11 protein-coding genes are annotated in these 12,946 nt (G+C 68.5%); 6 read left to right on the top strand and 5 right to left on the bottom strand.

Features of this window, described 5'->3' with window-relative positions:
- Positions 1 to 8: 8 nt before the first annotated feature.
- Positions 9 to 1,166, bottom strand: a complete 1,158-nt coding sequence (locus C1932_RS08345; RefSeq protein ID WP_108761812.1) for an efflux RND transporter periplasmic adaptor subunit — start codon at positions 1,164 to 1,166, stop codon at positions 9 to 11.
- A gap of 217 nt (positions 1,167 to 1,383) precedes the next feature.
- Between C1932_RS08345 and C1932_RS08340 the strand changes: the two genes are divergently transcribed.
- Both C1932_RS08340 and C1932_RS08335 read left to right on the top strand, forming a co-directional pair.
- A complete protein-coding gene (locus C1932_RS08340) occupies positions 1,384 to 1,779 on the top strand; it encodes a c-type cytochrome (protein WP_108752863.1) in 396 nt (131 codons plus the stop codon).
- Between the two features lie 9 nt (positions 1,780 to 1,788).
- Complete coding sequence (locus tag C1932_RS08335) at positions 1,789 to 2,250, top strand: cytochrome c (RefSeq protein WP_108752862.1); 462 nt, start codon at positions 1,789 to 1,791, stop codon at positions 2,248 to 2,250.
- A 192-nt stretch (positions 2,251 to 2,442) separates the two neighbouring features.
- Here the strand turns inward: C1932_RS08335 and C1932_RS08330 are convergent, their stop codons facing one another.
- Both C1932_RS08330 and C1932_RS08325 read right to left on the bottom strand, forming a co-directional pair.
- Positions 2,443 to 4,326, bottom strand: coding sequence for an ATP-binding cassette domain-containing protein (locus C1932_RS08330; RefSeq protein ID WP_108761811.1), 1,884 nt, complete (start codon positions 4,324 to 4,326; stop codon positions 2,443 to 2,445).
- Between the two features lie 111 nt (positions 4,327 to 4,437).
- Positions 4,438 to 5,313: a LysR family transcriptional regulator gene (locus C1932_RS08325; protein ID WP_108761810.1), complete on the bottom strand. Its 876-nt coding sequence runs from the start codon at positions 5,311 to 5,313 to the stop codon at positions 4,438 to 4,440.
- Between the two features lie 100 nt (positions 5,314 to 5,413).
- Between C1932_RS08325 and C1932_RS08320 the strand changes: the two genes are divergently transcribed.
- A complete protein-coding gene (locus C1932_RS08320; protein ID WP_108761809.1) occupies positions 5,414 to 6,493 on the top strand; it encodes a YeiH family protein in 1,080 nt (359 codons plus the stop codon).
- A gap of 196 nt (positions 6,494 to 6,689) precedes the next feature.
- Positions 6,690 to 8,066: an ATP-dependent RNA helicase DbpA gene (dbpA, locus tag C1932_RS08315; protein ID WP_108761808.1), complete on the top strand. Its 1,377-nt coding sequence runs from the start codon at positions 6,690 to 6,692 to the stop codon at positions 8,064 to 8,066.
- A 174-nt stretch (positions 8,067 to 8,240) separates the two neighbouring features.
- On the opposite strand, the gene C1932_RS08310 is transcribed toward dbpA, so the two are convergent.
- A complete protein-coding gene (locus C1932_RS08310; RefSeq protein WP_108752856.1) occupies positions 8,241 to 8,780 on the bottom strand; it encodes an adenine phosphoribosyltransferase in 540 nt (179 codons plus the stop codon).
- A 299-nt stretch (positions 8,781 to 9,079) separates the two neighbouring features.
- On the opposite strand from C1932_RS08310, the gene C1932_RS08305 reads away from it, so the two are divergent.
- Positions 9,080 to 11,503: a membrane-bound PQQ-dependent dehydrogenase, glucose/quinate/shikimate family gene (locus tag C1932_RS08305; RefSeq protein ID WP_108761807.1), complete on the top strand. Its 2,424-nt coding sequence runs from the start codon at positions 9,080 to 9,082 to the stop codon at positions 11,501 to 11,503.
- A gap of 101 nt (positions 11,504 to 11,604) precedes the next feature.
- Positions 11,605 to 12,459: an IclR family transcriptional regulator C-terminal domain-containing protein gene (locus tag C1932_RS08300; protein ID WP_108751533.1), complete on the top strand. Its 855-nt coding sequence runs from the start codon at positions 11,605 to 11,607 to the stop codon at positions 12,457 to 12,459.
- A gap of 102 nt (positions 12,460 to 12,561) precedes the next feature.
- On the opposite strand, the gene pcaC is transcribed toward C1932_RS08300, so the two are convergent.
- Entirely contained in the window at positions 12,562 to 12,945 is a 384-nt protein-coding gene (gene pcaC / locus C1932_RS08295; protein WP_108749372.1) for a 4-carboxymuconolactone decarboxylase, read from the bottom strand.
- Position 12,946: the final 1 nt, after the last annotated feature.

Below are 12,946 nucleotides of genomic sequence, written 5' to 3'. Positions count from 1 at the left end.
CGGGGCGGTCATTGCTGGCTCCCGGCCTTGTCTGCGGGCTTGGCCGCGGCTACCGTGGCCGGCTTGGCCTTGGCCTTGGCGTTGGGATCGGCGATGACCTGCACCGCAGTACCGTCGCGCAGCGCCACCTTGCCGGCCGTGACCACCTGGTCACCGGCGGCGAGGCCTTCGCGGATTTCCACCCACGGGCCTTCGGCGTAGCCCAGCTTCACCGGTACGCGGGCGACCTTGCCGGCGCGCACGCGGAACACCGCCGGTTCGCCATCGTCCAGCAGCGAAAGGCGCGGCACCACCAGTGCGTCGGCGCGCTGGTCGTAGTCGATGCGGATGCGGCCGAACATGCCCGGCTGCAGGGCGTGCGCGGCGCCATCGAAGGCACTGACCACGCGGAAGGTGCCGCTGCCCGAATCGACCACCGGCGCGATGCGGTCCACCGTGCCGGTGAAGCTCTGCCCCGGCAGCGCGTCGGCCGACAACGTGACCGGCTGGCCGGCACGCAGGGTGGCCAGTTCGCGCTCGGGCACGTTCAGCGTGGCCTCCAGCCGCGAGTTGTCGACGATGCGGAAGATGGGCGTGTTGATCTGTACGAAGTTGCCGGTCTTGATCGAGCGCGAGGCGATGACGCCGGAGATCGGCGCCACCACCGTGGTGTAGGACAGTTCCAGCGTGGCCAGGCGGTACTGGGCGCGCATGTTTTCCAGGTCGTAGCGCAGCTGGTCCACGTCGGCGGCGCTGACCATCTGCTGGCCCACCAGCTTCTGGGCGCGCTGGTAGTTGTTTTCCAGCTTGCGCAGCTGCGCTTCGCTCTGCGCCACGGCCAGGCGGGCGCGATCGGGGTCCAGGCGCACCAGCGCCTGGCCGGCGGAAACCCGCTGGCCCTCTTCCACCAGAACCGCCAGCGCCACGCCGGAGGTCTTGGCCACCACCTGCGATTCGGCGCGCGGTTCCAGCGCCGCCGTGCCGGTGTAGCTGGCGGCCACGGCACGATGGCTGGCCACGGCCACTTCCACCGGTACCGCATCGACCTTCTTCTCGTCCTTGGTTTCGGCCTTGGCCTCGTTGTTGGGCCCGGCGGCACAGCCACTCAGCAGCAGGGAGGTGGTGAGCAGCAGCGCGGCAGCACAGGTTGCGCTGCGGCGGCCCGGCAGCAAGTTGGAGTACGACATCGTCAGGTCCCTGGAAGATGCGTGGACGGGGGTGTGGACAGGTGTGCTACCAAAGTAATGCACCACTTCACGGCCACACCATATCCCAAAGGTCATGGTGCCTTCACGCCGCTGGTCGGACCGCCCCCATTTCAGCTAGATGAAACCTGCGGCTATACTCGGGACCGTTCCGTACCCCACGCCGGAACGACCAGACCCGAATCCCGGAAACGACATCATGCGCCCGCAGCCGCTCGCCGCTTGTCTCGCTCTGGCCGTCCTCCTGCCCCTTGGGGCCGCCGCACAGCCCGCTCCTGCTTCTGCACCTGCCACACCCGCACCGGCCCCGGCACCTGCCGCCACGCCGGCGCCTGCCGCGCCCAGCGGCAATTTCGACAATGGCCGGGTGCTGGCCTACACCTGCCAGGGGTGCCATGGCATCACCGGCTACAAGAACGCCTACCCCAGTTACCGGGTGCCCAAGATCGGTGGCCAGAGCCAGCAGTACCTGACCCAGGCCCTGACCGAGTACCGCCAGGGCAAGCGCCGGCATCCGACGATGCAGGCGCAGTCGATGAGCTTCAGCGAACAGGAGATCGCCGATCTCGCTGTTTACCTGTCCACCGTCAAGTAAGGCCCGCCCATGTCGAAAGCCGCGCATCCCGTGCGTCACGCCATCGCCCTGTCCGTCGCCCTGCTGCTGGCCGCCTGTTCGCAGTCGCAGGTGGAAAACAGCGAAAAATCCGCCGCCGACCCTGGCCATGCCAGTGGCGAGCACGGCTCGTCATCGTCGGCCGGCCTGCCGGCCGGGCGCGAAGCCGCCGGCGAAGCCCGCGCCAAGGTGAAGGGCAAGGCCACCAACCAGAGCTGCATCGATTGCCACGGTGCCGACGGCAACGCGCCGATCGACCCGACCTACCCCAAGCTGGGCGGCCAGTACGGCGATTACCTGGCCCATGCGCTGCAGGCCTACCGCGCCGGCGACCGCGAACATGCGCTGATGACGCCGCAGGCCAAAGACCTGAGCGACCAGGACATTGCGGATCTGGCGGCGTACTTCGGCAGCCGGACCAGCCAGCTGCGGGACCTGCACGGGGTGAAATGACCCCGCCATCCACGCATGGCGTGGATCTACCGGGCACCGGCGCCGGCCACCGGCATTGGTAGGTGCGGACCTTGGTCCGCACACATTGCGCCGTCCGCCTTCCGGTAGCGCCGGGCCATGCCCGGCGGATCACCCGATGCGCCGCGCTGCACGCTCGCGGGGCATGGCCCCGCGCTACCGCATGCCGCGCGATCAGCCTTCCAGCTCTTCCCAGCGTGCGTACGCAGCGTCCAGCTCGGCCTGCACCTTGGCCAGCTGCTGGGTGTGGGCGGTCACTTCGGCGATGCTGCGGGTGTAGAACGAGGGGTCGTTCATCGCCGCGGTCAGGCCTTCCACATCGCCTTCCAGCGTTTCGATGGTCTTGGGCAGCTGCTCCAGCTCGCGCGCTTCCTTGTAGCTGAGCTTGCGCTTGGCGGCGGCCGGTTCGGCGGCGACTGGCGCCGCTGCGACGGCCGGCGCCAGCTTGGCCACCACCGGTGCTACCGGGCTGCTGATGCTGGCCGCGTAGCGCTGCCAGTCGCTGTAACCGCCCACGTATTCGCCAATCACACCATCGCCTTCCATCACCAGCGTGGAGGTCACCACGTTGTCGATGAAATCACGGTCGTGGCTGACCAGCAGCAGCGTGCCGGTGTATTCGCCCAGCAGCTCTTCCAGCAGCTCCAGGGTTTCCACGTCCAGATCGTTGGTCGGTTCGTCCATCACCAGCAGGTTGGACGGCTGCGCGAACAGCTTGGCCAGCAGCAGGCGGTTGCGCTCGCCACCGGACAGGCGGGTGATCGGCGCACGCGCGCGCTCGGGGGTGAACATGAAGTCCTGCAGGTAGGCATGCACGTGCTTGCGCTTGCCATTGAACTCGAGGAAATCACGGCCTTCGGCCACGTTCTCGATCGCGCTCCAGTCTTCGCGCAGCACCGCACGGTACTGGTCGAAGTAGGCAATCTGCAGGTTGGTGCCGGCGTTGACTTCGCCCTTGGCCGGCTGCAGTTCACCCAGCAGCAGCTTCAGCAGCGTGGTTTTGCCGCTGCCGTTGGGGCCGATCAGGCCGATGCGATCGCCGCGCAGGATGGTGGTGGTGAAGTCGCGGACCATGGTGCGCTCGCCGAAGGCGAACGAAATGTCCTTGACGTCGATGACCTTCTTGCCGGAGCTGACGCCCTGGGCGGCTTCCATCTTGACGTTGCCGCTGAGGTCGCGGCGCTGCGAGCGCTCGGTGCGCATCGCCTTCAGGCGGCGCACGCGGCCTTCGTCGCGGGTGCGGCGGGCCTTGATGCCTTGGCGGATCCAGACTTCTTCCTGCGCCAGCAGCTTGTCGAAGCGGGCGTTTTCCTGCGCCTGCGCGTTCAGGCGTTCCTCGCGGCGGCGCTCGTAGTTGGCCCAGTCGCCCGGCCAGCTGGTGACCTGGCCGCGATCGATCTCGACGATGCGGGTGGCCAGCGCGCGCAGGAAGCGGCGGTCATGGGTGACGAACACCACGCTGCCGCTCCAGCCCTTCAGGAAGGCTTCGAGCCAGTCGATGGCTTCGATGTCCAGGTGGTTGGTCGGTTCGTCCAGCAGCAGCACATCCGGGCTGGACACCAGCGCGCGGGCCAGCAGCACGCGGCGCTTCATGCCGCCGGACAGGCGGCCGAATTCGGCTTCGCCATCCAGGTCGAGCTTGGTCAGGGTTTCGCTGACGCGCTGGTCCAGGCCCCAGCCGTTGGCGGCGTCGATCTTGGCCTGCACGTTGCCCAGCGCTTCGCCGTCGAATTCCTCGGCATGGCTGAGGTGGTGGAATTCGGCCAGCCACTGGCCCAGTTCGCCCAGGCCGTCGGCCACGACGTCGAACACCGAACCGGCGGCGCCGTGCGGCACTTCCTGTTCCAGGCGGGTGACGCGCACGCCCTGCTGCACGCGCACTTCGCCGTCATCGGGCTTGTGGTCGCCCGACAGCAGCTTGAGCAGGGTGGATTTGCCGGCGCCGTTGCGGCCGATCAGGGCGATGCGTTCGCCCGGCTCGATCGACAGTTCGGCCTTTTCCAGCAACAACGGGCCGCCGACGCTGAAGTCGACGTTCTGCAGAGTAATCAGAGGCATCCCCATAGTGTAAGCGTTGGGGAGGTCAGCCGGAATCTCGCCGGCGAACGGGTATGTCGGGGTCGGATCCCGTTGCTGCGCAACGGGCTCTGACCCCATCGTGAAGCGTGATTATCCCACCGCTCCCAGCAACGCCTGCAAGCCCGGCAGCCAGTGCTTGCCGGGGTGGCGTACCAGCCACAGGGTGCGCTGCAGGGCCGGTAGCGGAGTCTCCAGCACCTGTAGGCGGCGCAGCGCCAGCGGCTCTTCCACTGCGTGGCGCGACAGGCAGGCCACGCCCAGCCCGGCAATAGCGGCCTGCTTGATCGCTTCGGTGTTGCCCAACTGCAGGGTCTGGGCGAAACCGTGCAGGTGCGGCAGCAGGGCCTGCTCCACCGCTTCGCGGGTGCCGGAGCCGGGCTCGCGCAGCAGCCAGCGGGCGGCGCGCAATTCGTCCAGCGACCAGCACGCGGGGGCGTCTGCGGCGGCAACGATCACCAGCGGGTCCTGCTGCCACGGCGTTACCTGCAGGCCGCGCTCGTGGCACGGGCCTTCGATCAGGCCAGCGTCCACGTCCAGCCGCTGCACGGCGGCCACCACGCCGGCGCTGTTGTCGATGCGCAGGTCGACTTCGGCCTGCGGGGTCTGCCGCAGCAAGGCGGCAATGCGTGCGGGCAGCAGGTAGTTGCCGATGGTGGTGCTGGCCGCCAGCACCAGGTGCAGCGGTGCGCCCTGCCCCGGCGTGCCGCCTGCCGCCAGGTGTCGTTCCAGGTCGGCGGCGTTCGCCAGCAGGGTGCGGGCCGGTTCCAGCAGGGCCCGGCCATGCCCGTTCAGCACCAGGCGACGGCCGATGCGGTCGAACAGCGGCGTACCGAAGTGCGCTTCCAGCTCCTGCAGGGCCGCACTGCTGGCCGATTGCGAGAGGGCGATCGCCTGCCCGGCGGCCGTGGTGCTGCCGTGGTCGGCAATGGCGACGAAGACCTGTAGCTGGCGCAGGGTCAGGCGCATGCAATTACCTGCTTGATAGGTAGTTTTCACTCATAGTATTCGTTTTACAGGTAATCCGCGCGGGCGCAGGCTGGGCGCACCTCCTCCATGCCCGCCCGCCATGAACGCCCCTGCCCTGACTCCCTGGTACCTGCCCGCTCTGCGCCAGCGCTGGCAACCGCGCCTGCCCGGCCTGCTGCTGGTGGGTCTGCTGGCCGGGGCGTCGCTGTACCTGGCCGAGCTGCCGTGGCTGCAGGCGCATGGCCTGAGCGCGCTGACCGTGGCCATCGTGGCCGGCATCGTGGTCGGCAACACCTTTTACCCGCGACTGGCCCCCGCCAGCGCAGCCGGCGTCGGCTTTTCCAAGCATCGGCTGTTGCGCGCGGGCATCGTGCTGTACGGACTGCGCCTGACCTTCCAGGACATTGGCCAGGTGGGCGTGGCCGGCGTACTGATGGATGCGCTGGTGGTGGCCAGCACCTTCGGCCTGGCCTGCTGGCTGGGCGTGCGCGTGTTCAGGATGGAGCGCGAAGCGGCGATGCTGATCGGTGCCGGTAGCGCGATCTGCGGCGCGGCGGCGGTCATGGCCGCCGAACCCGTGGTGCGCGGGCGGGCCGCGCAGGTGACCGTGGCGGTGTCGACGGTGGTGGTGTTCGGCACGCTGGCCATGTTCCTGTACCCGGCCCTGTTTGCGCTGGCGCAGTCGCATGGCTGGCTGGCCATGGACGCGCGCCAGTACGGGCTGTTCACCGGTGCCACCGTGCACGAGGTGGCGCAGGTGGTGGCCGCCGGTCGCGCGGTGAGCGAGGCCGCCGCCGATACCGCCGTGATCACCAAGATGGTGCGGGTGATGCTGCTGGCGCCGTTCCTGGTGGGGCTGTCGCTGTGGCTGGCGCGAGGCGGCAAGGCGGCTGGTGAAGGCACGGCCCCGCGCATCGTGGTGCCGTGGTTTGCGTTCGGGTTCGTGGCGGTGGCCGGTTTCAATTCGCTGCATGTGCTGCCGGCAGGTTTCCAGGCCGGGCTTGTGCAGCTGGATACGGTGCTGCTGGCGATGGCGATGGCCGCGCTGGGCCTGACCACCCATGTGTCTGCGCTGCGCCAGGCCGGGCTGAAGCCGCTGCTGCTGGCGCTGGTGTTGTTTGCGTGGCTGCTGTTGGGTGGCCTGGCGATCCACCAGGGTGTGCTGGCGGTGTTGGGCTGAGGGCCGGGACACCGCCATCCACGCGTGGCGTGGGTCTACTGATTCAACGCGTGGTACACCCGGCAGTAGATCCACGCCATGCGTGGATGCCCCCCGGTGTATTCGACTCCGATGGGGTCAGAGCCCATTCCTGCGGAATGGGATCCGACCCCACGCCATCAGGCGGGCCCTGCCGCGCAGACAGGTACAATGCGCCATGACTGACTTTTCGACCCTGCCGCTGAGCCCGGCCCTGCAGCCCGGCCTGGACGCCCTCGGCTACACCACGCTTACGCCGATCCAGGCGCAGAGCCTGCCCGCTATCCTGGACCGCCACGATGTGATCGCACAGGCGCCGACCGGCAGCGGCAAGACCGCGGCCTTCGGCCTGGGCCTGCTGCAGGCCATCGACCCCAGCCTGATCCGCGTGCAGGCGCTGGTGCTGTGCCCGACCCGCGAACTGGCCGACCAGGTCGGCAAGCAGATCCGCAAGCTGGCCACCGGCATTCCCAACCTGAAGCTGCTGACACTCGTCGGTGGCGTGCCGCTGGGCCCGCAGCTGGCATCGCTGGAAGGCCACGACCCGCATGTGGTGGTGGGCACGCCCGGCCGCGTGCAGGAACTGGCCCGCAAGCGCGCACTGAACCTGGGCGCGGTGCGCACGCTGGTGCTGGACGAAGCCGACCGCATGCTGGACATGGGCTTTGAAGAACCCATCCGCGAGATTGCCGGCCGCACCCACAAGGATCGCCAGAGCCTGCTGTTCTCGGCCACCTTCCCCGACAGCATCCGCGCCATCGCCCGCGACCTGCTGCACGATGCGGTGGAAGTCACCGTGGAAGGCGCCGACCAGGCCCCGGCCATCCGCCACCTGTTCTGCGAAGTGGAACCGGCGCACCGGCAGAAGGCGCTGGCCGGCCTGCTGCTGAAGTACGCGCCGGAATCGGCGGTGGTGTTCTGCAACACCCGCAAGGACGTGGACGAAGTGGCCAACTCGCTGCAGCAGTTCGGCTTCTCCGCACTCGCCCTGCATGGCGACATGGAACAGCGCGACCGCGAGGAAGTCCTGCTGCGCCTGGCCAACCGCAGTTGCAACGTGCTGGTGGCCAGTGATGTGGCCGCGCGCGGCCTGGACGTGGAAGAACTGGCGGCAGTGATCAACTACGAACTGCCGACCGACGTGGAGAGCTACCAGCACCGCGTGGGCCGTACCGGCCGTGCCGGTGCCAGCGGTCTGGCGATCAGCCTGGTGGCAGGCCGCGAGAAGACCCGTGCCGAGGCGATCGAAGCTCAGATGGGTCAGCCGCTGGATTGGCAGAAGACCCCGCTGGCGACATCGCGCCCGGCCGAGCTGCCGCAGGCAGCCATGCGCACGCTGCGCATCGATGGCGGCAAGACTGACAAGCTGCGCCCCGGCGATATCCTGGGTGCGCTGACCGGCGATGCCGGCCTGTCGGGCAAGCACATCGGCAAGATCGCGATCTTCCCCACCCGTTCGTACGTGGCCATCGCCCGCGAACACGTGAACAAGGCCGTTGCGAAGCTGGAAGCCGGCAAGATCAAGGGCCGCCGCTTCCGCGTGCGGATGATGTGATCGGGTAGGCGCCACCGTGATCCGGTAGGCGCCAACCGGTGCCAACCAGAGCGAATCACCGCGATCTGGTAGGCGCCAACCTTGGTTGGCGCTCCACAGGTCGCGCGGACATCAGTGCCAACCAAGGTTGGCACCTACCAAAGCAGGCGGCACCTGCGGGATCGGGCTCCCCGCTCAGAACACCAGTTCGGTGTGCAGCGGCAGATCCGCTTCCCAGCGGCCACGGCCACCCAGGCCGTCCAGTTCCACCAGCACGCCGGCGCCGACCACGTCCACGCCCAGGCGGCGCACCAGCGACAGCGCGGCCACCAGCGTACCGCCCGTCGCCAGCACGTCATCGATGATCGCCACGCGCGCACCGGCGTGCAGCGCATCGGCGTGCACTTCAATGCAGTCGCTGCGGTATTCCAGCGTGTATTCCTCGCGCAGCACCTTGCCCGGCAGCTTGCCCGGCTTGCGCACCGGCACGAAGCCCACGCCCAGTTCCAGCGCCATGGCCGCGCCCAGGATGAAACCGCGCGATTCGATACCGACCACCGCATCCAGCTTCTGGTCGCGCCAACGATCGGCCATTGCCGTGATCGCGCCGCGGAAGTCTTCGCCGTGCGCGAGCAGCGGCATGATGTCCTTGAACAGGATGCCGGGCTTGGGGAAATCAGCGATATCGCGCAGGCGCGAGGCCCAGGCGGGGACGGCCACGGTGGCGTCGGTCATTGCAGCTACCAGCTTGTATGGCGGCATAGGGTAACCGGTTCGCCTGAACGCTGCCCGTTCCCGGCACTGGCGCGCCGCAACGTTCCATTAGTGGCCCGCCCGATCTCACGCCAAAATCGCACACACGTGCGATAATCGCCCTAACCGGCCATTCACTCCGCCTGCGCCATAAGCAGGTCACTGCCTGCCCGCCCGCTGGACGGCCCGCAGCCAGGGATGCCGAACGGTCCCCGCCACGCCTGGCGCGCGCGGGCCTTCCCCCACGGCCGTGGGGTTTTTCGATACGAGGTTCATGCAACGTGGACGAGACGACGAAAGTTCCGGCCCTGTGCCGGGTGCTGCTGGTCCTGCTCGGCATTCTGGTGGCACTGTTCGGCCTGGCCCTGCTGGTCGGCGGTGTGCGCCTGGCCCAGCTGGGCGGTAGTTGGTATTTCCTGCTGATGGGTCTGGCATCGGCGCTGGCCGGTGCCCTGCTGCTGGCGCGCCGCCCGGCCGGTGCACTGCTGTACGGCGCCGCCTTCGTGGCCACCGCGGTATGGGCACTGGTCGATGCCGGCTGGAATTTCTGGCCGCTGGTATCGCGCCTGGTGATGCCGGCCGTGCTGGCCCTGCTGGTGGCATTGGCCTGGCCGCTGCTGCGACGCAGCCGTGGCGCAGTGGCGGGCCGCGGTGCCTATGGCGTGGCTGCCGTGCTACTGGTGGGCCTGCTGGCCACCGCGGTGTCGGCCTTCCAGCCGCGCCCGGTCGTGTCCGCCGCCGGCGATGTGCCGCCGGTGGTGCCGGTGGCCAAGGGCAGCGAGCAGCGTGATTGGATGCATTGGGGCAACACCACCGCCGGCACCCGCTTCGCCGCGCTGGACCAGATCACCCCGGACAACGTGCAGCAGCTGCAGGTGGCCTGGACCGCGCGCACCGGCGATGTGCCGGAAAGCAACGGCTTCGGTGCCGAAGACCAGAACACCCCGCTGCAGATCGGCGACACCCTGTACCTGTGCACCCCGCACAACCAGGTGATCGCCATCGATGCCGATTCGGGCACGCAGCGCTGGGCCTTCGATCCCAAGGCCACTGCACCGAACTGGCAGCGCTGCCGCGGCCTGGGCTACTTCGACAGCAGCACCGCTGCCGCCGCGCCCGCCGCTGTGGTCGAGCCGTCCGCACCGGCCCCCAGCGTCGCCGCTGCAGTGGGCCAGCCGGCGATCTGCGAAAAGCGCATCCTGATGACCTCCATCGATGCCCGCCTATTCGCGCTGGACGCCAAGACCGGCGCGCTCTGCCCAGACTTCGGCAGCAACGGCGTGGTCGATCTGAAGGTGGGCATGGGCGAGATCAAGCCCGGCTTCTACACCCTGACCGCCGCACCGCTGGTGGCCGGTGACCTGATCGTGGTCGGCGGCCGCGTAGCCGACAACATTGAAGTGGGCGAACCGTCCGGCGTGGTGCGTGCGTACAACGTGCGCACCGGCGCGCTGGCCTGGGTCTGGGACCTGTCCAAGGAAACCCCGGACGTGCCGCTGGATCCGTCGATCCATTACACCCGCGCCACGCCGAATGTGTGGACCTCGATGGCCTACGATCCGCAGCTGGGTCTGGTCTACCTGCCCACCGGCAACACCACGCCGGACCAGTGGGCCGGCGAGCGCACCCCGCAGGACGACAAGTACAGCTCGGCCGTGGTCGCGCTGGACGTGGCCACCGGCAAGGAGCGCTGGGTCTACCAGACCGTGCGCCATGACCTGTGGGATTACGACCTGCCCGCGCAGCCGACCCTGACCGACGTGCCCGACGGCAAGGGCGGCACCCTGCCGGCCCTGCTGCAGATCACCAAGGCCGGCCAGATCTTCATGCTGAACCGCCAGACCGGCCAGCCGATCACCGAAGTGCGCGAGATTCCCGCACCGCAGGGCAACGCCCAGGGCGAGCGCTACGCCGCCACCCAGCCGCTGTCGGTGGGCCTGCCGCAGATCGGCGCGCAGACGCTGACCGAATCGGACATGTGGGGCGCCACGCCGATCGACCAGATGCTGTGCCGCATCCAGTTCAAGCAGTTCCGCTACGACGGCATGTACACCCCGCCGGGCGAAGACCTGGCCCTGCAGTGGCCCGGTTCGCTGGGCGGCATGAACTGGGGCAGCGCCTCGGTCGACCCGACCACCGGCTATCTGTTCGTGAATGACATGCGCCTGGGCCTGTGGACCAAGCTGATTCCGCGTGCGCAGATGGCCAGCGGCGATGGTGGCGTGGAAATGGGCGCCGCTTCGCAGACCGGCACGCCGTACGGCTCGCTGCGCGACCGTTTCCTGTCCAAGCTGGGCATTCCCTGCCAGCAGCCGCCGTTCGGCACGATGTCGGCCATCAACCTGGCCACCCACAAGCTGGTCTGGCAGGTGCCGGTGGGCACGGTGCAGGACACCGGGCCGATGGGCATCAAGATGCACCTGCCCATTCCGATCGGCATGCCGACGCTGGGCGGTTCGCTGGCCACGCAGTCGGGCCTGCTGTTCTTCGCCGGCACTCAGGATTACTACCTGCGCGCCTACGACAGCCGCAGCGGCAAGGAAGTGTGGAAGGCCCGCATGCCGGTGGGCAGCCAGGGCACGCCGATGACTTATGTCTCGCCGAAGACCGGCCGTCAGTACGTGGTGATTTCCGCCGGTGGCGCGCGCCAGTCGCCGGACCGCGGCGATTACGTGATCGCCTACGCGCTGCCGCAGAGCAAGTGAACCGTGCCCACGCCGTGGCCCCTCGTGGCCACGGCGTGCGGGTACCGATCCTGCTGCCCAGCGCTTACCATGCAGGGCTTACGTAGATGAAACCGGTTGCCATGCCTGCTGTTCCTCCCAGCCGCCGCCCCAAGCGTTCCCCGGCCCCGCCACAGGAGCGCGGGCTGGCCCATGAGTTGATGCAGCAGATCCAGGGCAACCAGGGCGATCCGGATTTCATGACCTCGCTCGGCCGCGGCCTGGCCGTGCTGAGCGTGTTTTCGCAGCATCCGCGCGAAGTGACCATGTCACAGATCAGCAGCGACACCGGCATCTCGCGTGCGGCGGTGCGCCGCGTGCTGTATACGCTGGAAAAGCTGGGCTACGTGGGCGAACAGGGCCGCGGCTATGTGCTGCTGCCGCGCGTGCTGGGGCTGGGCGGCGCCTACGTGGCGTCCTCGTCGATGACCGCCGCCGCGCAACCGGTGCTGGATGCACTGCGCGACGACGTGCACGAATCGTGTTCGCTGGGCGTGCTCGATGGCGACGACATCCTGTACATCGCGCGTGCCGAGACCGTGCGCATCATGTCCATCGGCCTGCGCGCAGGCAGCCGCCTGCCGGCGTACTGCACCTCGATGGGCCGGGTGCTGCTGGCGGCTCTGCCGCGCGACACGCTGGAAGGCTATCTGGAACGCACGCCCCTGCGCCCGCGCACCGAGCGCACGATCACCCGCATGGATGATTTCCTGGAGACGCTGGAGAAGGTTCGCCGCGAAGGCGTTTCACTGGTGGACCAGGAGTTGGAGATCGGTCTGCGTTCGATCGCCGTGCCGGTGCGTTCGCGCAGTGGCGAGGTGATTGCCGCGTTGAACATCGGCACCCAGGCCGGCCGCGTGAACCTGGGCGTGATGCAATCGCAGTTGCTGCCGCGCCTGCGCGAAGCCGCGCAGCAGCTCGGGTCGTTGCTGCATTGAGCCAAGCCCCGGGGTCAGATCCCTTTCCGCAGGAAAGGGCTCTGACCCCAGTCGTGAGCGGGGTCAGAGCCCTTTGCGTTGCAAAGGGATCCGACCCCGCCCTCAGTCGGCCGCCTGCTCTTCCAGGATCGGCTTGGCCAGCGCGAAGGCGTGGTTGGCCGCAGGCACGCCGCAGTAGATGGCCGCCTGCAGCAGCACTTCCTTGATCTCTTCCGGCGTGACGCCATTGTTGCGTGCCGCGCGGATATGCAGCTTGAACTCTTCGTCATGGCCCAGCGCCACCATCATCACGATGGTCAGCAGCGAGCGGGTGTGCCGCGGCAGGCCGTCGCGGGTCCACACCGTGCCCCATGCCGTGCGGGTAATGAATTCCTGGAATTCAGTGGTGAAGTCCGTGCGCGCCTGCAGCGAGCGTTCCACATGGGCTTCGCCCAGTACCTGGCGGCGTACGGCCAAGCCGGCTTCGTAGCGTTCCTGTTCGTCCATC

This window comes from Stenotrophomonas sp. YAU14D1_LEIMI4_1, from assembly GCF_003086815.1.
Classification (GTDB): domain Bacteria; phylum Pseudomonadota; class Gammaproteobacteria; order Xanthomonadales; family Xanthomonadaceae; genus Stenotrophomonas.
This window is presented reverse-complemented; position numbering and strand designations above follow the sequence as displayed.